19 protein-coding genes and 6 pseudogenes are annotated in these 26,113 nt (G+C 36.6%); 17 read left to right on the top strand and 8 right to left on the bottom strand.

The features are described from left to right. Positions 1-63: 63 nt before the first annotated feature. From LEUFL_RS0107350 to LEUFL_RS0107340, 3 genes and pseudogenes are all read left to right on the top strand, one after another. On the top strand, positions 64-672 hold the full coding sequence (locus tag LEUFL_RS0107350; protein ID WP_010008516.1) for a uracil-DNA glycosylase family protein: 609 nt from the start codon (positions 64-66) through the stop codon (positions 670-672). A gap of 128 nt (positions 673-800) precedes the next feature. Further along, a pseudogene (locus LEUFL_RS12050) lies at positions 801-1,977 on the top strand (MFS transporter). A 102-nt stretch (positions 1,978-2,079) separates the two neighbouring features. After that, entirely contained in the window at positions 2,080-2,874 is a 795-nt protein-coding gene (locus tag LEUFL_RS0107340) for a glycerophosphodiester phosphodiesterase (RefSeq protein ID WP_010008512.1), read from the top strand. Between the two features lie 45 nt (positions 2,875-2,919). On the opposite strand, the pseudogene LEUFL_RS12045 reads toward LEUFL_RS0107340, so the two are convergent. Next, positions 2,920-3,809, bottom strand: a pseudogene (locus LEUFL_RS12045) (LysR family transcriptional regulator). A 118-nt stretch (positions 3,810-3,927) separates the two neighbouring features. Here LEUFL_RS12045 and LEUFL_RS12040 point away from each other — a divergent pair. The 4 genes and pseudogenes from LEUFL_RS12040 (at position 3,928) to LEUFL_RS0107310 (ending at position 9,760) form a co-directional block, all read left to right on the top strand. Continuing rightward, a pseudogene (locus LEUFL_RS12040) lies at positions 3,928-5,257 on the top strand (amino acid permease). A gap of 200 nt (positions 5,258-5,457) precedes the next feature. Beyond that, a pseudogene (licT, locus tag LEUFL_RS0107320) lies at positions 5,458-6,314 on the top strand (BglG family transcription antiterminator LicT). Between the two features lie 107 nt (positions 6,315-6,421). After that, positions 6,422-8,310: pseudogene (locus tag LEUFL_RS12035) on the top strand (beta-glucoside-specific PTS transporter subunit IIABC). Next, positions 8,303-9,760 (top strand): glycoside hydrolase family 1 protein, encoded by a 1,458-nt coding sequence (locus LEUFL_RS0107310; RefSeq protein WP_010008507.1) that lies wholly within the window; start codon positions 8,303-8,305, stop codon positions 9,758-9,760. The pseudogene LEUFL_RS12035 and the gene LEUFL_RS0107310 overlap by 8 nt, the downstream one beginning before the upstream one ends. A 39-nt stretch (positions 9,761-9,799) precedes the next feature. Here LEUFL_RS0107310 and LEUFL_RS12030 read toward each other — a convergent pair. Next, positions 9,800-11,454: pseudogene (locus LEUFL_RS12030) on the bottom strand (MFS transporter). A 235-nt stretch (positions 11,455-11,689) separates the two neighbouring features. On the opposite strand from LEUFL_RS12030, the gene LEUFL_RS0107300 reads away from it, so the two are divergent. Beyond that, positions 11,690-12,238 (top strand): TetR/AcrR family transcriptional regulator, encoded by a 549-nt coding sequence (locus LEUFL_RS0107300; RefSeq protein WP_010008504.1) that lies wholly within the window; start codon positions 11,690-11,692, stop codon positions 12,236-12,238. A gap of 49 nt (positions 12,239-12,287) precedes the next feature. Here the strand turns inward: LEUFL_RS0107300 and LEUFL_RS0107295 are convergent, their stop codons facing one another. The 4 genes from LEUFL_RS0107295 to LEUFL_RS0107280 all read right to left on the bottom strand — a co-directional run bounded on the left by LEUFL_RS0107295 (position 12,288) and on the right by LEUFL_RS0107280 (position 15,655). Further along, a complete protein-coding gene (locus LEUFL_RS0107295; RefSeq protein WP_010008503.1) occupies positions 12,288-12,842 on the bottom strand; it encodes a phosphoribosyltransferase family protein in 555 nt (184 codons plus the stop codon). 3 nt (positions 12,843-12,845) lie between these two features. Further along, positions 12,846-13,922 (bottom strand): guanine permease, encoded by a 1,077-nt coding sequence (locus tag LEUFL_RS0107290; RefSeq protein ID WP_010008502.1) that lies wholly within the window; start codon positions 13,920-13,922, stop codon positions 12,846-12,848. Positions 13,923-14,053: 131 nt separating this feature from the next. Beyond that, positions 14,054-14,521: a hypothetical protein gene (locus tag LEUFL_RS0107285; protein WP_010008501.1), complete on the bottom strand. Its 468-nt coding sequence runs from the start codon at positions 14,519-14,521 to the stop codon at positions 14,054-14,056. A 135-nt stretch (positions 14,522-14,656) separates the two neighbouring features. After that, a complete protein-coding gene (locus tag LEUFL_RS0107280; RefSeq protein WP_010008500.1) occupies positions 14,657-15,655 on the bottom strand; it encodes a LacI family DNA-binding transcriptional regulator in 999 nt (332 codons plus the stop codon). Positions 15,656-15,932: 277 nt separating this feature from the next. Between LEUFL_RS0107280 and LEUFL_RS0107275 the strand changes: the two genes are divergently transcribed. The 6 genes from LEUFL_RS0107275 to LEUFL_RS0107250 all read left to right on the top strand — a co-directional run bounded on the left by LEUFL_RS0107275 (position 15,933) and on the right by LEUFL_RS0107250 (position 20,517). After that, positions 15,933-17,066, top strand: coding sequence for an MFS transporter (locus LEUFL_RS0107275; RefSeq protein ID WP_033192955.1), 1,134 nt, complete (start codon positions 15,933-15,935; stop codon positions 17,064-17,066). Positions 17,067-17,076: 10 nt separating this feature from the next. Next, positions 17,077-18,750, top strand: a complete 1,674-nt coding sequence (locus LEUFL_RS0107270) for a glycoside hydrolase family 13 protein (RefSeq protein WP_010008498.1) — start codon at positions 17,077-17,079, stop codon at positions 18,748-18,750. Positions 18,751-18,919: 169 nt separating this feature from the next. Next, complete coding sequence (locus tag LEUFL_RS0107265) at positions 18,920-19,165, top strand: GlsB/YeaQ/YmgE family stress response membrane protein (RefSeq protein WP_029508711.1); 246 nt, start codon at positions 18,920-18,922, stop codon at positions 19,163-19,165. A gap of 32 nt (positions 19,166-19,197) precedes the next feature. Beyond that, complete coding sequence (gene amaP / locus LEUFL_RS0107260; RefSeq protein ID WP_010008496.1) at positions 19,198-19,758, top strand: alkaline shock response membrane anchor protein AmaP; 561 nt, start codon at positions 19,198-19,200, stop codon at positions 19,756-19,758. 9 nt (positions 19,759-19,767) lie between these two features. Further along, complete coding sequence (locus LEUFL_RS10400) at positions 19,768-19,983, top strand: DUF2273 domain-containing protein (RefSeq protein WP_010008495.1); 216 nt, start codon at positions 19,768-19,770, stop codon at positions 19,981-19,983. A 15-nt stretch (positions 19,984-19,998) separates the two neighbouring features. Continuing rightward, entirely contained in the window at positions 19,999-20,517 is a 519-nt protein-coding gene (locus tag LEUFL_RS0107250) for an Asp23/Gls24 family envelope stress response protein (RefSeq protein ID WP_010008494.1), read from the top strand. A gap of 105 nt (positions 20,518-20,622) precedes the next feature. Here LEUFL_RS0107250 and LEUFL_RS10395 read toward each other — a convergent pair whose 3' ends face one another. Beyond that, entirely contained in the window at positions 20,623-21,849 is a 1,227-nt protein-coding gene (locus tag LEUFL_RS10395) for an MFS transporter (RefSeq protein ID WP_050792594.1), read from the bottom strand. A 171-nt stretch (positions 21,850-22,020) separates the two neighbouring features. Between LEUFL_RS10395 and LEUFL_RS0107240 the strand changes: the two genes are divergently transcribed. Then, on the top strand, positions 22,021-22,860 hold the full coding sequence (locus tag LEUFL_RS0107240; RefSeq protein WP_010008492.1) for an aldo/keto reductase: 840 nt from the start codon (positions 22,021-22,023) through the stop codon (positions 22,858-22,860). Between the two features lie 271 nt (positions 22,861-23,131). Next, positions 23,132-24,640 carry a ribosomal protection-like ABC-F family protein gene (gene abc-f, locus LEUFL_RS0107235; RefSeq protein WP_010008491.1) on the top strand — a complete coding sequence of 503 codons (1,509 nt, stop codon included), beginning with the start codon at positions 23,132-23,134 and terminating at the stop codon, positions 24,638-24,640. A 26-nt stretch (positions 24,641-24,666) separates the two neighbouring features. Here abc-f and LEUFL_RS0107230 read toward each other — a convergent pair whose 3' ends face one another. Continuing rightward, the gene (locus LEUFL_RS0107230; RefSeq protein WP_010008490.1) at positions 24,667-25,527 is read right to left on the bottom strand and encodes a helix-turn-helix domain-containing protein; all 861 of its coding nucleotides are present in this window, start codon (positions 25,525-25,527) and stop codon (positions 24,667-24,669) included. A gap of 379 nt (positions 25,528-25,906) precedes the next feature. On the opposite strand from LEUFL_RS0107230, the gene LEUFL_RS10390 reads away from it, so the two are divergent. Next, the coding region (locus LEUFL_RS10390) for a KxYKxGKxW signal peptide domain-containing protein (protein ID WP_010008489.1) at positions 25,907-26,113 on the top strand (207 nt) is incomplete at its 3' end.

Raw genomic sequence — 26,113 nt, 5'->3', positions numbered from 1 at the left:
TGGTAAATTAATGACGTAGGACTATCAAACACAGCCCTTAATAAATAGTATTATGGAGAAATGATGTCAATCTATCAAGAAATAATGGAAGATTCGCAAAATGTCGCATATACGAATAAGGGATGGGAACCGATTTTTTCAGTGAATAAAGCTGCGCGCATTCTCATCGTTGGTCAAGCACCTGGTAAAAAAGTGCAAGAAACAGGCATTATGTGGAATGATGCGTCGGGTGATCGTTTACGTGAGTGGATGGGTATTGATCGTGACATTTTTTATGAATCAGGTGAAATTGCGGTAATTCCCATGGACTTTTACTATCCGGGAAAGGCCAAATCTGGTGATATGCCGCCGAGAAAAGGTGTTGCTGAAAAATGGCATACGCGCTTACTCGCACAGATGCCCAATTTACAATTAACTATTTTAATTGGTGCTTATGCACAAAAGTATTATTTACACCTAACTGCTAAAGATAAAATTACGGATATCGTGGCAAATTATCAGGCGTACTTACCACAATATTTTCCAATCGTTCATCCGTCACCGCGTAATAACATTTGGTTGAAACGCAATGCGTGGTTTGAAGAGGATGTTGTCCCAAACTTGAAGTTGAATGTTAGCCGTATTTTAAACCAAAAATCATATAGCTTAGTAAAAAATGAATCATTAATGTAACCTGTTATTTTGTCATAATAACAGGTTTTTTATTATTTTGAATTGAGTATTGAAATGTCCACAGATTCGTTTATAATTTATTAAAAGTAAAAAGACCTAAAATAATTTAAAATTAGGAGATGAATGGGATGACAAAAGGGATAGTTAATCGGGATCATAATTTACGTGTATTTCTTATTATTGGGACGGCCTGGATGTTTGATGCTATGGATGTTGGTCTGCTGTCATATATTATGCCGTTGGTGCATAAGGAATGGGCATTAACAGCTGCACAAACCGGTATGTTAAGTTCGGTGAGTACAGTAGGTATGATTTTGGGTGCGTTTATTTTGGGCCATCTGGCTGACCGGATGGGACGGAAAAAACATTATTAATTTCATTATTAATATTTTCAATCGGTAATGCTTTTTTGGCCTTTTCACCAAACTTTTACATGTTCTTAGTTATTCGATTTGTCGTTGGTATTGGATTAGGCGGAGAGCTACCTGTGGCCGCTACTTTTATATCTGATTTGTACCAAGGGAAGGTTAGACGGAAGATGTTAATATTGGCTGATAGCTTTTGGGCATTAGGCTGGCTAGTAGCAGCGCTATTATCATTTTTATTGAGTCCGTATTTAGGCTGGCGTGGTTTACTTCTTTTGACAGTATTGAGTGCGCTCGTGGCATTATTATTTCGTAAACATATTCAAGAGGACAATGTTGAATATGTAAAGGACCGACATAATATTGATAATTGGCGCCATGCTTTTACCCGAACCACACCATTGTTATGGCTTGCATGGTTGATGGTAATGTTTAGCTATTATGGTATGTTCATGTGGTTACCTAGTATTTTAATCAGTCGTGGCAATACAATTGTGACTAGCTTCGGTTACTCAGTAATAATGATCATTGCGCAATTGCCGGGTTACTTTGGTGCAGCATGGTTATCGGGTAAAATTAAAATTAAATACGTCTTTGCAATATATATGGTAGGCACTGCTGGTGGAGCTATATTATTTGGTAGTGCAACATCATTGTTTATGACCTTACTGGCGGGTTGTATTTTGTCTTTTTTAATCTAGGTGCTTATGGGGCTATTATTGCATTAACACCTGAACAATATCATATGACGTATCGTGGCACAATGACAGGATTAGCACAAGGTATTGGTCGAATCGGTGCTGTGCTTGGTCCATTGCTGGTAGGTATCTTTTTGGATAATGGGACGTCGATTGGTACCATATTTATCTTATTCATGGTGTCACTAGTGATTGGCGCCGGGTCTGTTTTGTTATTACCAGATCAGCCGAAAGAGCATTAATGCCAGTATTATTAAAATGTCTCTTTTTAATTATGGCATCAGGGAGTACAATGAAGAAAAATAATTTTGTGGGATAATCATGATGCATAATGTTAAAAAATATTGAAGTTACCAGTTATTGTTTTATTCGTTTTGATGCTAACAATTATTTATGGCATTTGGCGTGATCATCAACCAATTAATATTAAACAGTCGCGACATCAGCCCTTAATTATTGGTCACCAAGGTCAAGATTATACCTTAGCAAATTATAATGTTGCTTTAAAATCTGGTGTGCAGTATATTGACCAGAAAGTTTTCTTGAGTCAAGACCATCATTTAGTTGTAGCTAACGACAATAATTTAAATCAAGCAACTGGTCAAAATATCAATATCACGGATTCGAATTATCGGACCATTCAGCATCATAAATATCATAATGGTGAATCGGTGCATACGCTTAACCAAATATTTGATAAATACGGTGTTATGACCAACTATGTTATTGCGATACAAGAGCAAAATAATCATCATGAGCTTTTGGAACGGGGGATTATCTCTTCTATTAGAAGAAATCATCTGACAAATCATGTTTTGTTGCAGTCGACGGATGTTAATAGTTTGAGTTATATGCACCAATCACTACCACAAGCCCCTGAAATATTACAAATCAAAAATACCAATCAATCCAAAGTAGATTGGCAAAAAACTGTTAGCCAGTTGCCAGCAGCTGTTCAATTTATTGCCCTGAATCAATCGCTAGTGAATCGTGAAACTGTATCATTCCTCAATAAGCATCATAAGATGCTGATGGTCAACGATTCAAATAGTAAATCAGACTTTGTCCATGCAAAAAGTATTGGTGCTCAAGCTATTGTGACAGATAATACGAAAGCAGCAACAATTTATTTCAAATAACCAATAAAAAAGCAATCACAAATGATGTGTTGCTTTTTTATTTGTTCAAAGTGAAGATTTAACGATTGAATCTTTAATGAAGGATTCAATATGCTTCACCATTGCAGCGACAGAGGGGGATGTCATTTGATTCTTATTCACAACGAGCGCAACCTGACGTGTAAAGGTTTCACTGAAAGGATAGACATTAATATCACCATTAAGTTTATTCAATGCTAAATCAGGCAAAATACCAAGGCCGATACCAGCTTCGACCATTGAAATAATCGATTGGTCATCTATAGAAAAATTAATCGAATTGAGCTCAACATTGTAATAATCAAGTGCTAATTTAGTATCACGATCATAATCCATTTTTTGTAAAATGAATTTTTGACCGATTAAATCATCTTTGGTAATACTATGACGATTTTTGGGTACGAAAGAAGAAGGTGTAACACACCTAATTGGATCTGAGATTAATGGTAAGACAATCAAGTTTTCATTAACAGGGAGTGTTGTAAAACCAATATCGATTTCTCCAACATTGGTTTTTTAGAAATATCGCTAAAACTACCTTGGGCAATGGCAATTTTAATTTTAGGATATTTTTGAGAAAAAGAGCGAATAATATGGGGCAGCCAGTTCACACAGACACTACTAAAAGCGCCGATTCTGATGTTACCAGCGTGAAGTCCCTTGATATTATCAGCTATCTGTAGCAATTTGTCATCAGCATTGATAATTTCTTGAATATAGGGCAGAATATATTGGCCATCATCCGTTAGCCGCATCCCTGTTCGACTGCGAATGAAGAGTGGAAACCCTAAAGTTGTCTCTAACTGATTAATAGAGTGGCTGACAGCACTGGGGGTAACATTTAGCTGGAGCGAAGCTTTATAAAAAGACTGTTGCGTGACGACGGTTGTAAATACTTTATAAGCGAAATTTGTCAAAATGTACATCCTTAGAATACTTTTATTCATTTAAAATTGAAAAAGTTGAGTTTTACTTATTATAAATTATAATCTAACATAAATTAAGTTGATATTTTAATTTATAGGGGGAAATATAATGAGTGAGAATCATTCACTTGAACGGCACCTCTCGGGGCGTCATGTTAATATGATTGCCCTAGGAGGCACAATTGGTACAGGGCTATTTTTGGGCGCTGGAGAATCTATTCAAAAAGCCGGACCAACCATTTTATTGATTTATATTGTGACTGGATTTTTGTATTCTCAATGATGCGTGCCTTAGGTGAGTTACTTTTATCAGATACAAATCAAACTGTTTTTATCGGTTTTATTAAAAAATATCTAGGCGAGCGAGCTGGATTTATTATGGGATGGACCTACTGGTTAGGGTGGATTGTCATTGCGATGGCTGAACTAACTGCCATTGGTAACTATATGCGTTACTGGTTTCCAAGCATTCCGATATGGATTTGGGGTATTGTATTTTTAGCTGTTTTGTACAGCATTAATATCATTGCCGTGCGTGCCTTTGGCGAAACTGAATTCTGGTTTGCAATGATTAAAATTGTGGCTATCTTAGCGATGATTGCAGCGGGTGTTATCATGGTTATTTTACACACGCGTACTGAATCGGGTATAACGCATTTGTCTACTTTATGGGAACATGGACTAATTGCGGATAAGGGACATGATGTTTTGTCTGCATTTCAAATGGCGTTCTTTGCCTTCTTGGGTGTAGAATTTGTCGGGATTACAGCATCAGAAACAAAGAATCCTGAAAGTACAATTCCTAAATCGATTAATTCGATTATTATCCGTATATTAATTTTTTATATTGGTGCCTTATTAGCCATTATGGTGATTCAACCCTGGACTCATTATAGTTCAGAGATGTCACCATTTGTACAAGTATTTTCAGGAATTGGTGTTCCTGCGGCAGCGGGGATCATTAATTTTGTGGTCCTAACGGCAGCGGCCTCTTCGCTCAATAGTTCGTTATTTACCACAGGCCGAATGTTATTTGCTTTGTCAGACAAAAAAAGTATGTTTTCGAAATTAAATCATCGTGCGATTCCAATGAATGCTATCACATTTTCAACCATTCTAGTTGCAACTGTCGTGTTGATTAACTACTTATTCCCAAATGATGCATTTAGTATTGTGACATCCATTGCTTCGGCAACATTTATTGTTATTTACGCCACATTAATGGTAGCGCATATCAAATATAGAAAATCGGCTGATTATCATAAAGGGCAACAATTATTTAAAATGCCAGGCGCACCTATAACAAATTACCTAACCATTCTATTTATGGGGACAATTTTTTAATATTATTATTGTCTAAAGGTACAATGATTACAACATTATTAGCAATCTGTTGGTTTGCTGTGTTATTCTTTGTTAGCTTACGAAAGTATCAATAATTTGGCTGAAAAATAAATAAGATAAAAGTCTATTGAAACCGCTTACAAAATAGTGTACAATTTAAATGTGGTAAGGATTGTAACCGTTCTAACGGGCAAAACCTAACGATATACTGTTTGAGATGAACCTTTAGGGGAAACGTCTCGACATTTATTGTTAGGTTTTTATTTTTACATATTTGAAAGTCAGGAAGTGGTTGATGGAAATAAAGAAAATATTTAACAATAATGTGTTGCTGGCTGAAAATAATGGACATGAAGTTGTTTTAATTGGAAAAGGTCTTGGATTTCAAAAAAAGTTGGCCAAGCAATTAATGAAAACCAGATTGATAAAATTTATACACCAACAGAAGAACACTGGTTATCATTATTTAATGAATTGATTCATGATATTCCTCCAGAATACTTTGAAATCTCATCCAAAATTATTCGGTTGGCAGAGGATAAATTAAATACTAAGTTCAATGCTTATCTATTAATTGCAGTGACGGATCATATTCATTTTGCCATCCAAAGAGCAAGAGATGACATTGTGATTCGAAATGAATTATTATGGGAAATTCAACATTTTTATCCAATGGAGTATACAGTTGGTCAAGAAGCACTACAATTAATTACGCGGGAATTTGGTATTACGTTGGCAGAAGATGAAGCAGGCTTTATTGCTTTAAAATTTGTTGAAAATCGGACCTCTTCACAATCAAATATTAAAAAGGGTACAGAAATGACCCAATTGATTCGTGATATTTTGACCATTGTGCAATACCAATTACAAATTCAATTAGATGAAACAAGTATTAGTTATCAGCGATTTCTTGTCCATTTACGTTTCTTCGTGGAACGGATCACAACGACAGCAAAAAATCAGAAATCAGAACAACCAGATGATGTTTTGTACGAACATATCTTTAAAAAATACCCACAAGCATTTAAATGTACACAGAAAATTATGCAATTCGTACAAACTAAATTGCATCGCGATGTTTCTGTTAATGAACAAGTTTATATTACGATACACATTCAAAGAATCATAAATGAACTCAATCAGCACGATTGAAGGGATTGTAACTATTCAATTAGGCAAAACCCAAGTTAATGATGAACGGCGTTTTTAACGTTAGTTCGCATTGGCTTGGGTTTTGTGGTTATAAAGGGTGAATGATAATGGATTATAAATTATTAGCAAATGAAATTTTATCAGGTGTTGGTGGTAAAGAGAATATTAATACTGCTTGGCATTGCGCGACACGGCTACGGTTCAAATTAAAAGACGAAAGTAAAGCCGATACACAAAAAATAGAAAATCTAGATGGTGTCGTGACTGTTGTCAAGTCTGCCGGTCAATATCAAGTCGTCATTGGTAATGCAGTGGCTAAAGTTTTTGAGCCACTAGCGCAATTAGCCGATTTAGAGAATACCGATAATCAAGATACTGAAACTACTACTAACAAAAAAGAAAATATAATGAATCGCTTTATTGGTTTTATTTCTAGTGTCTTTACACCGTTCTTGGGTGCTATGGCTGGTGCTGGTATTCTAAAAGGTCTGCTTGCTTTGTTCGTTGCAATTGGTTGGCTAACTGATAAAAGTGGTGCATATCAAATATGGTATGCAGCAGGAGATGGCTTTTTCTACTTCCTACCTGTATTGCTTGCTTTTACAGCAGCCAAACGTTTGAAAGTGAATCAATTCGTTGCTGTTGCCTTAGCAACGACGTTAGTTTATCCAACATTAGTGGCGATATCTGGCAGTGCCCAAACAATTAATTTCTTTGGTATACCAGTTATTCCTACCACATATACATCTAGTGTCATTCCGATTTTACTAGCTGTTTGGGTTCTATCATACTTAGAACCCGTATTAAATAAAGTATTTCCAGAAGCTGTGCGCAACATCTTTACGCCACTATTTTCTCTAATGATTATGGCACCATTAACGATGATTGTTGTCGGACCATTAGGTGCTAGTGTCGGGACACTACTTTCTAGTGGCGTATCAGCAATTTATAATACAGCGCCAGCAGTTGCAGGTGCTATACTTGGCGCTTTCTGGCAAGTATTTGTGATTTTCGGCGTCCATTGGACATTTGTGCCAGTTATGATGAACAATATTAGTAAATTAGGTTATGACCCGTTGCTACCAATATTGAGTGTTGCGGTATTGTCACAAGCCGGTGCCGCTCTAGGCGTTTTCTTGAAATCCAAAGATAAGAAAATGAAGTCTTTGGCCGGTTCATCCGTTGCAACAGCTGTATTAGGGATTACAGAACCAACCATCTATGGTGTTACTTTAAAACTTAAGCGTCCCTTTATCTGCGCTGCCATTGCAGGTGCGATTGGTGGTGCTATCGCTGGTGGCGGGCAAGCACATGCCAGCTCATTTACGCTTCCTAGTTTATTAGCCTTGCCAACTTATCTCGGTAGTGGTTTTACTAGTGTGATAATTGGTTTGGCGGTGGCCTTCATTTTAGGAACTGTGTTGACTTATTTCTTCGGTATTCAAAGATCAAAAGAGACATTAGCATCATCTGTAGTTGTTAATGAAAAAAGCCAGGGAATGAATATTTAGCAGTACCTATTGAGGGGACGATCATCCCTTTGAAAAATGTAAAAGACGAGGTATTTTCCTCAGAAGTAATGGGGCAAGGTGTTGCAATAGTGCCAACTAGTAATATTGTTAAATCGCCAGTTGAAGGTACAATTAGTGCAGTTTACCCAACTGGACATGCCATTGGTATTATTTCAAAAGATGGGGCAGAAGTATTGATTCATATCGGCATTGATACCGTTGAATTAGATGGCCGATATTTTACAACCTTAGTACAACAGAATCAAAAGGTAACCCAAGGGGAAGCAATTGTCGAATTTGATCGAGAAGCAGTTAAAACAGCTGGCTTTGATACTACCGTGATGATGATTGTGACCAATACACCAGATTATAATATTTCGGTAACACCTGATACAACAACAAAGGATACTCAGTGGGTGATATCCTTAGCAGAAAAGAACACTAAAAATGAAACAATGGATCAAGGAGAAATCAAACATGTATAACGTAACATTTCCAAAGTCATTTCCAAAAGATTTCTTATGGGGCGGTGCGACTGCGGCGAACCAAGTTGAGGGTGCTTGGCGTATTGATGGTAAAGGCTTAAGTACAGCGGAAGTTGTTAAAAAAGCAGATGATCGACGCCAAGTGTCGATGAGTGACGTTACAGCAGAAACATTAAAGGTGGCATTAGCTGACACCACTGATGTTGCGTATCCTAAAAGACGTGGCATTGACTTCTATCATCATTATCAAGAAGATATTGCTTTATTTGCTGAAATGGGCTTTAAAGTTTATCGCTTTTCAATTGCTTGGTCACGTATTTTCCCGAATGGTGAAGATGCACAGCCTAATGCGGCTGGTTTAGCCTTTTATGATAGGGTTTTGGCTGAGCTTGCTAAATATAATATCCAACCTTTAATTACGTTATCACACTATGAAATGCCAATTGCTCTAACACAGAAATATAATGGTTGGGCTGGTCGAGAAACAATTACGGCGTTTAATCGTTTCACAGAAACTGTGTTTCAGCGCTATCAAGGCAAGGTACCGTATTGGCTAACATTTAATGAAATTAACACTGGTACCTGGGGATTCCATGAAACAGGTGCTATTGATAAACATCTATCTGAAAAAGAGCAACTGCAAATTCGCTATCAATCTTTGCATCATCAATTTGTTGCGAGCGCGCGTGCGACACAACAGTTACATGAAATTGATCCACAAGCTAAAATAGGTGCTATGTTAGCGAGAATGCAGACATACCCAGGGACACCAAATCCGATTGATGTTCGCGCAGCACAGTTGGAAGATCAAAAAAATCTTTTCTTTACTGATGTACAGGCACGCGGTGAATATCCGGAATACATGAATCGTTATTTTGCCGAAAATGGTATCACAATCAAGATGGCGGATGAGGATCAAGCGCTATTGGCAGCGTATCCTGTTGACTTTATTAGCTTTAGTTACTACATGACAAATGTCACCCAACATGATCAAAGTGCTGATTCAATGGGGAATATGGTTGTGGGCGGTCGTAACCCTTATTTGGAAGAATCGGATTGGGGCTGGCAGATTGATCCAATCGGTCTTCGGATTACTTTAAACGCAATGTGGGATCGTTATCGTAAACCACTATTTGTGGTAGAAAATGGCTTGGGCGCTTTGGATAAATTAGAGAACGGGCATGTGCATGATCAGTACCGTATTGACTACTTGCGTCAACATATTGAACAAATGAAGGAAGCAATTGCTGATGGTGTCCATCTCATGGGTTATACAATGTGGGGCCCAATTGATTTGATTAGTTTTTCAACATCAGAAATGTCAAAGCGTTATGGTTTTATTTATGTTGATCAAGATGATGATGGTAATGGCACATTAAAGCGCATTAAAAAGGACTCATTTGATTGGTATCGAAAAGTTATCGCGACAAACGGTGAAGATTTGGTATAAAACAAAAAAGGCTGTGAGCTATCACGGCCTTTTTTTGTATCATTGATGTTTCGGTTTAAATATAAAAATAACAGCTATTGATAATAATGCGATTGGGAAAATAACCTGATAAACGTTTAGAAAGGCTTTAGCAACGTTCTTTTTGAGTTGACGATGCACATCAACCGTAAAATGCTGAATTTTTGCATGAATGGTAGATTCTTTTTGATTAATTGTTGTATTAACTGTATGTGTTATTTGTTGTCGTATTAGGGCTTTGGTAGATGCTGGTATTTGATCCACCGTCACTTTTTTCTGTGTGGCAATATGTTGTAAAGCATCTTGATAATGCGTATTGATAAGTGTATGTCGTTTGGCTTCAGATATTACGACTTTGGGTACTTTGATACTACTTTGATTAGAATTGATTGATTGGTGGTTAGCATTAAGTTTTTGAGCTAGTTTCTTTTTAATAGTTTTCTGCTGTTGCTGGTTTAAATGAAGGGTTTCCAGTCGATCATAGCTATAAGCTAAAGTATGTGATTTGGCGGTAGTAAGATAACTCGTTAATAGCGACATGCAAACAGCAATAGATAATACTAAACCAACTTGACGCAAAACATTGGCCACACTCTGCGATGAGGTTAATTGAACACCATGGAAGTCAGCAATAACCATGATATTCGCGATAGCTGCAACCATCCCAAAACCGATACCTAATAAGATGTCACTTATAATTAATTGTAGGACGTAGTCTTTATCCGGAAGTTGACTCAGAACATAATAACTCCCACTAATGAGTAAAAAACCAGTGCCAATCATGAATTTGTGATTGATTCTTTTCGCTAGTAATGCTGACAAAACAACAGCGATCATAACGGAAACGGAATACGGCGTAATTAAGAGCGCTGCATGGATTTCACTAAGATTGTGTATTTTAGTTAAAAATGTCGGCATGAGAACGACCATGCCACCTAGAAAGAAATTACATAAAATCAAAGCAAAACAGGCTGCGTTGAAATTACGACTTTTGAATAAAGATAAGTCAATCATAGGATGTGCGATATGTCGTTCCCAGAATAGAAATAGAATAGATGCTAGTAAGGCAATAAGGAATAAGAGTAGAATAATCTGACTATGCCAACCCCAACTATTGCCTTTAATTAATCCCAGGGATAATGTGAAGAGTGCAATGATACTCAAAAAAGTGCCAAACCAGTCGTTTTTAGTTTGAATGGTTTGTTCATTTTTGATAGATAGTACAAAGGGTAATCGTAATAATATTAATATGATGAAGGGGATGTTAATGAAAAAGACCCATCGCCAATCCCAGTACTGTGAAATAAAGCCACCCACACATGGACCAAGTGCAACGGCTAAACCTTGTGATCCAGCAAGAATACCCATTATTTTATTACGATTTTTGCTATCAGTGAGTTCTAGTGCAACCACCATACTTGTTGGAATAATAATTGCTGCACCTAAGCTTTGAATCGCACGAAAAATCAGTAGCACATTAAGATTTACAGCAGTCCCGCTACCTAATGAACCGAGGCCAAAAATACATAAACCAATAAAATTAATTTATTACGCCCCATTTTATCGGCTAAGCGACCGAATGGAATAATAAATGCAGCAAAGATAATGGTGTAAATATTAATAACCCAGGATAAATCATCTAAACTGACATTGAAGGTACTTTGTAATTTTGGCATAATGATGGTCACAATTGAAACATCCATCATGCACAGAATATTACCGATAATGAGCAACGGTAATACTGGTCTTACTTTTTGCATTGTTATTCTCCTTTATGTGTCACAAATGTTGGAATTGGTTACATGTGTGACATTTATTGCTGGGTTTAGTATACTCAAGACGCAAGGATTTACAATACATGATGTTAAAGTGCTACATAAATGAGTTTATGTGCAGGAAGAGAGAATTGTTATGCTAAATGGAAAACAACGACAAGCAGCGCAGTCGTGCCTTTGGATATGGGAAGCACTTGTTAAATTATTACAGGAGCAAGATTATCAAACGATTAAAGTTGCAGATATTTGTCAAGAAGCAGGGCTATCACGTAGAACTTTTTATCGATATTTTGACCATAAAGATGATTTGATTGATTATTATTGTCACAATAAAACACAAGATTATATTACTGAATGCCAAAAAATCGATATGGTACACACACCATTTGAAGAGATATGGCAGCGTTTCTTTGAATTTTGGTGGCAAGAACGTGATATTGTTAGGCTACTCATTGAACAGCAACTTTTTTATCGTGTTTCATTGCAGATGACGCAGCAACTTTCGGGAGTTTATACAATGTTTGATGCGCCGTGGCATCTTACAGAAAACCAAGAAGAAATTGATTATATTATGAGCTTCTCAATCGGTGGATTATTTAATGTTTTAAATAAGTGGTTGGTTAAAGCACAACCCGAAAGCCCAGAAAAAGTAGCACGTACTTTAATACATGCCACTCAATTTTGATGCAAAATAAAAAAGCATTCAGTTAGAATGCCGTGCAAATTATCTATTATCATGCATCAGGTTTAAATAGAGGGAGGGGTTGAAGATAGACAATATCGTCGCGTTTTGCGGCATCGCCTTCAGCCAATATAGCCGCTTTGGTTATAATTTTAACATTGATCTGCTGTAATAAGGTTTCAGCAGCTAATAAGGAACCACCACTACTAATAACATCATCTAATAAGATGATGTTTTTATTTTGCAAATAATCAGCGTCATTTTGATCCAAGACAAGTTGTTGATGTGCTTGTGTTGTAATTGCTGAAACGTCTGTCGTCAGTGGTGAGTTCATATAGCTTTTAACAGACTTGCGTAGGACGACATAACGTGGTTGCTGCATGAGTACAGCTAATTCTTGTGCTAAAGGAATACCTTTACTTTCCATCGTGACAATACAGTCGAAATCTTTAGGTAATCGATTTTTTAATTGTTGCGCTGCTTCATGTGCTAATTCTGCATCGCCGAGCAAAACAAATGACGCAATACTCGTTGTTGAGTTGATCGGTACAATGGGGAGGTCACGTTTTACGTGACCGATTGCTAAAGTATAATTTTTTGATATCATGTTTTAAGCTCCAAAACCTACGACGGGCAATAAGAATTTCAAAATGCCAGCAATCAAAAGTCCTGCAAAAGGATCAATAATTGCGGTGACAACTAATGTAATTGCTGGAATGATAATCTGTGTTCCACCTAGAGCTGTTGCAGCATCAGCCGGGAAGATAACGACGGCGCCAAGAACTAACAAAAAACCAGCAATGGATGTACTCGGAACATATTTACCAATTTTGGGTAACCAACCAGTAAATAAAATGATAGCCATCATAAGCATCATCATGATACCGGCTATAACTGGTTCAGGGGCACTAGCAGTAACTGAAATAATGGCTTCTACAGGCGCACCACCTAAAAGACTGGTACCCATATCAGCTAGTGCTTGTGTTGACGTTAATAAATTAAGATCTACTGGATTGGGTTTTATACCAGTCATCGATCCAGTAATTAAACCATATGAGATATTAGCGCCAATATTCAAACAGGCCAGACTCAAGGCACCACGTAAAATATTGAAACTCATCTTAGGTTTATAAAAGGTAAATTTACGGGCAGTAATATGGGCAGGCAATGTTTGTTCATAATTTTGGACAAAACGGGCATAACAGCTAGATAAAATAACGGATAGTGCAATTGTCCAAATTAAATCTTGCGTCAAGATATATGTCAAACCAGCGACTAAAATTGAAATAATGCCGACTTGCTTATCATCTTTTGCCATATTAATTGCGATTCGACTTAACATGATACCAACACCTGCCATCATACCGGCCATAATGGGCGCTCCCATGAAATCAACAATTTTGGTCAACATACCTGAAAAGCCAATAAATGCCATAATAACGGAACCAAAGAAAACGATGGAAACACGCTCCCGCATATCTTTACCTAGACCGCCAGTTAATGCAAGCGATTCGGCCTGGAAAGAAAGCGGTGCTACTGAGCCAAAAGTACCGTTGACAGCTGAGGCAAAGACAAAAGAAAAAGTGGTTGGAAAAACAGCGAACCCCAATGACATGGCTAAGATACCTTGTGGAATACCATTAAGCACGACACTGATGGCTGCAATGAAGTCTTGAAACCAGTGCATAATAAAAAATCTCCTATATGTGATGTTCATTCATAAATCATATAATAGCATATAAAAAGAGATTTAAGTTCGTTATAATTTGTTTATATTGTAAATATTTCGCTTATAAACGAAATAAAGTTCGTCTTTTATTATCTTTTATTTTGTGAAGCTTTACTACCTAGTATAATGGCGCCAGTTAAAGCGAGGATAACGAGTAAAGCTGCCAATATTGGTGAAGCCAATTGTACAATCATAATGATTGTTAAAATTAGTGTCATAACACTACTGATGATGGCCAACAAGAATGAAAAATGTTTACGGTCGACATCCACGGCTTTAATCGTTTTCATGACGAAGTAAAAACTAAAGCTGGTGAGGATCACAAGAATCAATAGACCAAATACAAAATAATGAATTGACGTACCATTATTTGCAGTGAGCCAAGCGTAGTTATTTTGAAGAGGGAACTTACGTTCAGGCATAGATTTAAGCATATGATTATGATGATACAAATAAACATTATAAATAACAGTGATAATCATAAACAAGATATTCAGGAGTGCTGCAACTTTAATCCTTGTAGGAATATTTTGTAAATTAATTTTATTAGGTTTCATATGGTTGTTAAGTATGTTGATTACGTTCTAGTAATCATCCTTTCATTTTTTATTTTAACGCTTTTATCAAGATAATGATGATTTGCGCATTATAAAATAAAAACATCAGTGTCGAGGGACACTGATGTTTTTTATTTAGTGTGTTGTAACACTGGCACCATCTTTTATAGAAATCGATGTATAGGCACTCTCAATGTGAGTTTTTTCGATAATTTGTTTGGTACCTTGAACGCCCATTTCGTAAAATGATTGTTTAATGCTGGTTAATTGTGGATAAATAACGTCACACAGTAGTGTGCCATCAATGCCCATAACTGATAAATCAGAAGGGATGACGCGGTTCAATTGACGTGCACGATTCATTACACCAGCAGCGACTAAATCACTTCCAGCTAAAATAGCAGTTAAGTTAACTTGCGTTTGTAAAATATTGACGGCATGAACACCATCAACGTAAAGCCAATTACCACCGATCACATAATCGTCGTGATAAGTAATATGATGCTCCTTCAGCGCTTGACGATAGCCATCAAGACGTAGATGTCCCACACAAGATTCAAGATTAGCACCAACAAAAGCGATATCATGATGGCCATGATTAATGAGATATTGGGTTGCTTGATACCCAATATCAAAATCGTTTGATGCAATGAAATGTAAATCTGGTTCAGATTGAGCAACTGATAGAAATATATAGGGAATATCAGCAGAACGTAAGAAATGTTCATTAGTTGGGCTAAGTGTAATACCGAGTAAGAGAATCCCCTTAACACTTCTTTCAGAGATTGTTTTGAGTGCCTGAAGCTGTAAGGCGTCATCATCTTCACCAGCATAAGCAATAATGGTATCCATATGGTGTAAAGAAGCTTCTTTTTGGATACCAGAAATAATCTCTTGCGCAAAGTTAGTCGGAGTTGCCGATAAAATAATTCCCAATACTTGACTTGTTTTAGTTACTAACTCAATTGCTGAACGATTTTTTCGATAATTTAAGTCTTCAGCAATTTGTTTAACCCGGGTAATGGTTTCGGTGGCATAGCCACTATATAATGTTTGCTTATTCGATAATATACGTGAAACAGTTGATGGAGAGACGCCAGCGACGCGGGCGATGTCTTTTATTGTAGTAGCCATAATTGTTACCTAGCTTATTTTAGATTCATTAGTTTAACTATAAGGTAGTCGTGCAAAATAGTAAAATAAAAAATATAATAACTATTGCAAACGTTTGCATAAAAGTGTTATAGTACTTTGTGTAAACGTTTACACGATTTTGATTAAACACGTTAGTTATTCAATCAATAGGCAAATATTTAATATTATTTTTGAATAATGCTTGATTGAATGCAATCCACCACATTTTGAGAAAGGTTAATATCATGAAAAAGCAATATCCGCGTCACATACTGGTATGATGCGTTACGCGGTACTGTCAATATCTCTAATTATTACGACTGGTCCGGCAGTTTCATCAGCACTACCGTTAATGGCAAAGAATTTTCCCAACATCTCATTGGAAATGATTGATATGATTGCAACTGTTCAGCAATTTACAATTATGTTATTCTTGTTAATCTCAGGTACCATTGCAAAGAAGATAGGTATTAAGCGAACAATTGCGCTAGGCTTAATGATTACAGGCGTAGCTGGTATATTTCCTGTATTTAGTCAGAGTTTTGAAGCAATATTTATATCGCGACTATTGTTAGGTATTGGTATTGGTCTATTTAATTCACTGGCAATAACGGTTATTGATTTATTGTTTAGCGGCCATGATAAAGCACAAATGCTAGGTAATCGTTCTGCAATGGAACAGCTTGGTGTCTGTATTTTGAATTTAGTTGTCGGCCTATTGTTGTTAATTAATTGGCATATGGCATTCTTGATTTATGGCTTGGCATTTCCAATTATGATCTTCTTTTGGCGATATGTACCAGAACCACAAATTGATGACGAAAACAAAGAGGCACACCAAAGAATTAATTTGCCAGTAGTGCTGCTAGCCCTATTACTCCTATTCTTGGTGATGTGTTCAACAGCAATTATTGTGCAGATACCAAGTATCATCGTTCGTGGTGCTTTGGGATCAGCGACAACGGCTAGTCTGATTATTTCTTTGAACACTTTAGCTGGTATGGCAATGGGATTTTTATTTGGACGTATATACAAAGTGGCACGTTACATGACGCTACCCATTGGTACTTTTTTAATGGCGTTGGGTGCTATTCTGATCGGTACAGGTGGTAATCTATATATTGTGTCATTAGGTACAATATTGTGTGGCTTTTCTTATCCATTAGCTGGTACTTATGCATTTAATTTATTATCTAAGATTGCACCTGCTGGCTCAGAAACTTTAGGTAATTCAGTTTTGCTTATCGGCTGTAACTTGGGATCGTTTATTAGCCCAATTGGTGTTAGGGTATTAGCAAAAATTAGTGGTAATGGTTTTATCGGTATGTTTATTGTGTTATTAATCGTAACTGTTGGTATTGTAGCTTTTCAGTGGATTAGTAGAAGTGTTTCTAAAATAACGAAAGCGTAGGAAATGAATGATGAAGAAGAAAAATTGGTGGCAAGAAGCAGTTGTTTATCAAGTATATCCAATGAGTTTTCAGGATAGTGATGGTGATGGTATTGGCGATATTGGTGGTCTAACGCAACGATTACCTTATATTAAACGTTTGGGTGCAGACGTGATTTGGTTAAATCCAATTTATTGTTCACCTAACAAAGATAACGGTTATGATATTAGCGATTATCGGAATATCCAACCAACTTATGGCACCATGGCACAATATGATGAGATGCTAGCAACGGCGCACAAGTTGGGATTGAAGATTATGATGGATCTTGTGGTTAATCATACATCTGATCAACATGAATGGTTTATTGAAAGTAAAAAATCAAAAGATAATCCATATCGCGATTATTACATTTGGCATGATCCTGTTGATGGTCAAGCACCTAATAATTGGGGATCATTCTTCAGTGGTTCAGCTTGGAAATTTGACGAAGCTACTGGACAGTACTATTTGCATCTTTTTGCCGATGTTCAACCAGATTTGAATTGGGAAAACCCAGTTGTCCGTAATGAAGTATGGGATTTGATGAAATTTTGGCTAGACAAGGGAATTGATGGGTTCCGAATGGATGTGATTAATTTGATATCCAAAGAAGCTGGATTACCAGATATACCAAAACCAGATAATGCCATTTATGCTGATGCAACAGCTGTTGCTAATGGTCCGCGTCTGAATGAATTTTTGCAAGAAATGAATAGTAAAGTTTTGTCCCATTATGATGTGATGACTGTTGGTGAGATGCCAGGTGCAACACCTGAAAAGGCACAAGAATACACTAATTTGTCTGGAAATGAACTGAATATGGTATTCCAGTTTGAACACGTTGCGTTAACGCCCAATCCAGATGAAAGATTAACGAAATGGAATGATGAAAAGATTAAGCTGACTGATCTTAAAGCATCGCTATCTAAGTGGCAACTTGGTCTTGATGGCAAGGGATGGAATAGCTTGTATTGGAATAACCATGATCAGCCACGTGCTGTATCACGATTTGCAACAGATGACCCTAAATATCGTGTCAAAGCAGCTAAAATGTTAGCCACAACTTTACATATGTTGCAAGGTACACCATATATTTATCAAGGTGAAGAAATCGGTATGACGAATGTTAAATTTGACGACATTTCTCAATATGAAGATATTGAAACTTTGAATGCTTATCAACAGTTTGTTTTAGAAGACAAGATTGTTGATAAGGAAACGATGATGCGCTATTTCGCAACCATGTCGCGTGATCATGCGCGAACACCGATGCAATGGTCAACTGAAGAAAACGCTGGTTTTACAACTGGAAAACCTTGGTTTAATCTTAATCCAAATTATACTGATATCAATGTCGAGGCATCTTTGGAAGATGATGATTCTGTCTTTTATTATTACCAAAGACTCATTCAACTACGCCACGAGAGTGAATTGATTGTCTATGGTAGCTATGAAGCCATTGATCCAGAAGACAATGAAGTATTTGCTTACCGTCGTCATTATAATGGGCAAACATTGCTCGTTTTGAGTAACTTTACTGATCGAGATGTTGTACGTGATTACGGGCAGCGTAATGCCAAGCAGTGTTTGATTAGCAATTATGATGATGATCAGAGTGATCAACTAAGACCATACGAAACCAAAGTATTCTTATTTCAGTAACAATAAAAAACATCACGGGACGTGATGTTTTTTGTTTTGCATACCGATAATCATATTATTTGTTTGGCAAATATCATTATGTTAGTCTGAACGTGTAAAGAAGTTATCGTATGTTGGAAATAACTTCTGAGTTGAGTAACTGAGTCGTGTAAGTAAGAAAGGAGATATTATGGGACTATTATGGACATTGATTGTGGGGGCTATTATTGGTGCAATAGCTGGTGCAATTACAAGTAAAGGTGCCGCGATGGGGTGGATTAGTAATATCGCTGCAGGTCTTATTGGCTCATGGTTAGGTGAAATGCTACTTGGATCATGGGGTCCTTCACTAGCAGGAATGGCAATTATTCCATCTATTATTGGTGCGGTAGTATTAGTAGCTATAGTATCTTGGATTGTTGGTAGTCGGTCATAAATGAGTTGTGAAACACATATGCAGGAGGGTCTATGAATAAATTGATTAAGCTTCTGCTGTCCTTAGTTGGGTTGGTGTACATCGCAGCGTTATTACCAATTGCTGTAACAAGACGAGCGTTTCCGTTTTACCAAAATATTCATGACTACATGAGACAATTACCATTAGATCGACAAGAGTGGTCGCTATATTATTATTGGTTTGTGATAGGCTTACTTGGAGCACTCATTTTAGGTTTATTAGTTGTTTGGCTTTATCCAAAGCCACAGTATAATTTAACAATGACTAAGAGCCAAGAAGGGCAATTATTACTCACCGATCGTAGTATAACGAATTTTGTTCACACAATTGTTTCAGGGCGTGGTATTGATAGTACTAAAATCAAAGTGAAAATACGTCAGCGTCAGGTCAATATTATCGTTAAAGGCATGACGGCTAAAAAATCACAGATTAATGGTGCTTATGAAGATTTGGTGACAGAAATTAATCGCAAAGTGAATGGTTTAATTGGTAAGGATGATATTGATGTGAAAACTAAAATCATCGTTCATCGACAAACTGATCATAGTAGAAAAAATCCAAGAGTTGTGTGAGGTGAATACATGGAAAATTTTGATTTTCATCGTTGGAAACCGCTTATTGGATTGTCAGTTGGACTAGTTGTCGCCGTATTGTTTTTGACGATTGGTTTTTGGAAAACAGTTTTGTTAGTCTTACTATCATCTGTTGGTTATGCTATCGGCTTTTATATGCGAAAACATGATTTGAGTTTGGCAGTGGTTTTTGAAACGATTGTGTCAGTATTAAAACGTAGATAAAGAAGGAGAATGAATATGGTTAAAATTAATGAAACATCAACACCAGAAAAAAGTAGCAGTGATATTAAAGGCGAGCTATCTTATGACGATAAAGTAATTGAAAAAATCACGGGCATTGCTCTGGAACAGACACGTGGTTTACTAGACATCGATGGTGGCTTTATCTCAAATATTAAGAATAAATTGGTGAATACCGATAATCCCACCGACGGTGTTAGCGTTGAAGTCGGAAAAGAACAGGTTGCTGTCGACTTGAACATTATTGTAGAATACGGTGCGGATGTACGACGTGTATATGATGACATCAAAAGTACTATTTCACGCGAGATTAACAAGATTACAGGACTAGATGTTGTAGAAGTGAATGTTCGTGTTGTTGATATCCAGAAAAAGGAAGAGTTCGATAAAAAGTCTACTTCGTTGCAAGATAAGGCACAAGATGTCACATCTAGTGTTGGTAAATCAGCTTCTAAGGGAATCGACAAAGCAAAAGATACCATGAAATCAGACGAGGAACCTGCACGAGTTAAGTAGTTATGAATAATCAATAGTCAGTGGTAGATTAACACTGACTTAAAAAGTCTATGCTTTAGCATTGCTAAAAGCATAGACTTTTTTGTTATATTAAAACACTGAATATTATTCTGTGCTGACTTTTCGAATGCGGAAGACGAGATAAAAGTTAAAGAGTAGCATACATGCTGTAATCAAGAAGACAGACTGATAACCTAATATACCGGATACGACAGAACCAAGTAAGGGGCCAATAACGCCACCGGCTGCTTGGAATGATTGGTTATAACTAAAGATTCTCCCGAAAGCTTCGCGTGGGACACTGATTGTCAAAATTGTTTGTACAGCGGGAAGCATTGCCGCATTGGCCAAGCCGAACAAAAATCTTAAAGCAGCTAATGGCCAAGGGGATGTGACGAAGAACATAGGGATAAAAATAATTCCTGCGAAAGCTAAGCCAGCTAATAATACTTTGATTGGACCAGTTTTGTCCATCTGATGTCCGAGTCTTGAGGCAATGAGCAATGTACCAAAACCTGGCATTGCAGCAACGACACCACTAACAAATGATACGTTACCTTGATTACCCATTAGGTCTTTCACTAATAAACTGATAATGGGGGCGACTGACATTAAAGCAGCTTGGACCATTAATGTGGTACAAAACATCGTGATAATCATATTCGTATTCTTAAGATTGGCAAATATTTCTTTCATTGGCTTGAGCACTTTAGCCGTATTGGCTTTGAAGTGTTCCTGTGTATTAAATAATGTGAGCAAAAAGACCATTCCCATCATAACACCGGTAATAAAGAAAGGAATTCTAAAGCCAAACAAATCAGCTAAAGTACCTCCAATTAGCGGTCCGATGAGGTTACCTGTCACGCTGGCTGTCATCATGTTTGCCATGACTGATCCAGAACGACCGTGTTCAGTTTCACCAGCCATAAATGCAGTGGCATTATTGACATAGCCGGAAAATGCACCTTGAATGAGTCGCAAAGCAATAATCATCCAAACACTATTTGCTAAACCAGTTAAAAAGATTGTAAAGGTCATCACCAATGAGGCGCGTAGGCACATTAATTTGCGACCTTTTCGATCGGCTAAATTACCCCAGTAAGGTGAGACAATCGCTTGCGCTAAAAATGTGACAGCAAAAGCAATACCAGAATAAACATTGAGCTCCCAATGACTAAAATGACCTAATGTTGCGATATATAGTGACAGAAAAGGCATCGTCATTGAAAACCCTAACCCAGTCATAAAGCAGCCAAGCCAAAGCGTTACAAAGGTGCGTCGCCACTCACGGTATGCTTTTTTTCGTCTTTTTGCATATTGAAACTCTCCAATGTCTTAAAAAACAATAATTATACTATTACTAAAAGTATACTAGTTTTTAATGAAATAAATCAAAAGCACGTCATGTTTACGATGATTTTGTGAGCGTTTATGCATCATATTATTTTGGGGAATGTTAAAATGAATGCAAATTCGAGTTGTTATTATACGACAAGGAGGTCTATGTTGATTGAAAAAGTAATGTTGAATGATGGGAATATGATGCCCCGTGTTGGCTTGGGAACTTACGAAGTTAGGGGTGGTCAAGGTCTCAATCAAATATTAGCTGCTATTCAAAGCGGTTATCGATTATTAGATACATCAACTAATTATGATAGCGAAGGGATTGTAGGTGAAGCTATTCGACGCTCAGGTGTCAGAAGATCTGAATTTTTTGTGACAACAAAATTACCCGGAAAATATCATCATTACAAAGATACACTTGATGCCATTCAAGAATCGTTGTGCAGAATGGGCTTGGCTTACTTTGATTTGTATTTAATTCATTGGCCATTACCGCAACGCAATCTATATGATGAAGCCTGGCGAGCTATGCTAACAGCGCAACAACTTGGCTTAGTGCGATCTATCGGCGTATCCAACTTTGAACCACAGCATCTGGATCATTTAATTCAAGAAACTGGGGTGGTTCCGGCAGTAAATCAAATTGAAGTACATCCGTATTGGATTAATCAACGAATGATTGATGAAAATCAAAAGCGGAATATTGTTACAGAGGCATGGAGCCCGCTGGGACGCCACAATGAGGCTAAATCAGAAGCAGCACTTGTAGATTTAGCTCGTAAATATCATAAAACACCTAGCCAGATTATATTAAGGTGGCATCTAGATAAAGGCGTAGTGCCATTGCCAAGATCACAAAATTTGGCACATCAACGTGATAATTTAGCCGTTTTTGATTTTAAATTAATGCATCAAGATATGGCGTTAATTGATACGTTAACACAGAAAAATGGTAGAATTGATAATCAAGATCCAAACACATATGAAGAATTTGAGTAATATTGTATACGGAGTATTTGTATGATTTGCCTTATTTTTTAAAATGTGATAATCTGGTGGCATATTAATCAAATGGAGGATCCGCTATTGAAGAATTAAACTGATTTTGAAACTGTATGAACATGTTATCTTTTAGATTTTAAAGGATATGTACGCAGATTTTCAGAATTGGGATAATTTTTGATAGTGGGTCTTTTTGTGTCCAATTATTTAAATATTCATTCTGAAAATCCTAATATGCTCACCAATAAGGTGGGCTGAAAGGACTAATATGACAACGATTGAATTTAAGAATTTAACTTTTGGTTTCGATACACAAGCATCATATTTATTTGACCAAACGCGTTTAGTTTTGCAATCTGAATGGCAATTAGGACTAGTTGGACGTAATGGGCGTGGTAAAACCACTTTACTCCGCCTCTTAATGGGCGACTATCACTACAAAGGTAAAATTGAACATCAGCTGGATTTCATATATTTTCCACAAAAAGTGACAGATAAAACAAAATTGACATATGATGTTTTACAGGATTTATCTCATTTTGAATTATGGAAAATTGAAAAGGAAATCACCTTACTTAATATGAACTTAGATAGTTTGTGGCGACCATTTGAAAGCTTATCTGGTGGCGAACAAACAAAAATTTTGTTAGCTTTATTGTTTGTAGATGATCAACATTATCCGTTAATTGATGAGCCAACGAATCATTTAGATGCAACATCTAGGCAACAAGTTGCACGATATTTACATGATAAACAACAGGGCTTTATTGTTGTTAGTCATGATCAATTATTTATTGATCAGGTTGTTGATCACGTCCTGGCAATTGAAAAGAGTCAATTAGTATTGTACCAAAGTGATTTTTCAACTTATCTGGAGCAAAAACAGCAACGCGATCAATTTGAATCAGCGCAGAATGAAAAACTCAAAAAGGAAATTACTCGTCTGAAACAGACTGCTGTGCAGAAGGCTGAATGGTCAAGAGGACGAGAGAGGGACAAGTTAGGTTCTCCAAATCAGCCGGGAAGTGGGGCTATTTTTGATACTGGTGCAATTGGTGCACGCTCGGCACGGATGATGAAACGCTCTCAAACGATGATGAAACGTATGCGCCAACAAGCCAATGAGAAGGCGCAATTATTGAAAGACGTTGAATATGTTAAATCATTGCATATGAATGTTAAACCATCACATCGTCAAAAAATATTAACAGTTGAGCATTTACAATTAAGTTACAATAATCAACCATTATTTGATCCAATTTCTTTTGAAATTCAAAAGGGACAACGGCTTGCAATTCAAGGTTCTAATGGTTCAGGTAAATCATCTATTATTCAATATTTATTTGACGCTTTTCATGGTGAAGCCACTGGGATAACAAGTCGGCTACAAGGATTAGCAGTAAGTTATTTATCTCAAGATTATGATAATAATCAAGGGACGCTACGTGAGTTTGCAGATCAACATGCATTGAATTATTCAGATTTTTTGAATAATTTGTGGCAACTAGGTGTAGAACGTCAGGTATTCCAAAATCGTATCGAAGATATGAGTATGGGGCAACGAAAACGAGTGGCTTTGGCACAGTCTTTAGTGACGCCAGCAGAACTGTTCATATGGGATGAACCATTAAATTATTTAGATATTTTTAATCAGCAACAATTAGAAGCAGTAATCCAAAAGATACAGCCCACGATGCTAATCATTGAGCATGATCGTCATTTCTTAAAAAATGTGGCAACAAAAACGCTAACTTTATCTTTGAATAATGGTAAGTAACGGGTAGCCATTATCGTTTTTTAGTATTAGTGATGTAGTAATTTAAGTAAACGATCAAACATTTTGAGCGTCTCTTGACTATCGACATAAGTAGCAATTTGATATGCTTGTTCAATCTTCTCATGTGTATTGGCTGTTATATTTTGTTGCTGCTCAAAAAAACCGGTCCAAAATAAAAGCCAGGTCTGAAATTTGAAGTTTTTACTTTTAGGTTGCCATAAGGGAACTTGGGTAAGTAAGTATTTTGTAACATGATACTTTTTCTGCATAATGCTTGCTTCTAATAAGTTAATAATGGTTTGACCAACAGTGTTTGAAACGGATTCTGAAAAATGGTCACAATTATCTTGATAAATAATTTCGGTAATATAAGGTTTTATTTTATCGACATCAATAACGTAGAGCGTGTGTTCTAAAATTCGAAGATCATAGTATTGCCATTTTGGTACTTGAAAGAAATAATCGATTAACCTATTTTGTTCAAGTTCAGTTGTTAATTTAAAATCCAGATGATATAACGTTGCTTTTACAACCATGTATTTGTGAAAGAGGCTGACATCATCTGGATTTCTTTTTATTGCTTGCAAAGATGAGATATACAATTTTTTAAGATCATTTTGATTATTAGTTTTGTACGCTTGCGATACAAAATCAAATAGGCGTTCGGTATCGGACGCATGAGTACCATAGACCATATCAAAATATTCATCAAAAGATATATTGAGTGCATGACAAAGCAGCAGCAAGGTATGATCACTTGGCTCTGCTTTGTTATTTTCTATTCGGGATACCATTGATTGGGAGCCAATTAACTGGCCTAATTGTTGTTGCGATATCCCTCTGAGTTTTCTAATTTCTTTGATGACTGATCCATGATTATTGTTCATTTTTTACCAATTAAAATTATTCAATTTTGCATATTCCAGATTTCGAAAGTTTTTCCACTGTATATTAGTGCAGTTGGGTTGCAATATTAAATTAAATATTTTTTGATAAAATGTTAAACGTTAATCATTAGCCACTAATCATCCGTTTACTTATAATTTAGTCACATCTATCTTAATAAGAATAATAACATACTAGAAAATGTTAATGGTTATCCGGCACCATTTATTCACGAAAAATATGTAGTGGAATATTGTAACTGAGCAGAGCATCACGAATGATCCAATATTAAAAACATACTGGAAAATGTGTGTTTTTTAATATGCCGATTTTCGTGGTAAGTAACAGTCACTGTATTTATATTTTAAGGAGATATTTGGGATGAGAGATGAAATGAGACTGGTCAGGAAAAAGTTATACAAATCTGGGAAAGCATTAGTGACGGCAGGTATCTTTTCTGTAGTTGGATTTGGTGCTTTTATACAACAGGCTAGTGCAGATAATACACAAAATGATAGTATAACATTGGTCAAAGACGCAGGAGATGTATCGCATAAAACGGATACGATTTCTGTTCAGACAGCTGAT

It is taken from the genome of Leuconostoc fallax KCTC 3537 (assembly GCF_000165675.1).
GTDB classification, from domain to species: Bacteria; Bacillota; Bacilli; order Lactobacillales; family Lactobacillaceae; genus Leuconostoc_B; species Leuconostoc_B fallax.
The sequence above is the reverse complement of the archived record's forward strand: the minus strand, read 5'-3'. Positions and strand labels throughout refer to the sequence as shown.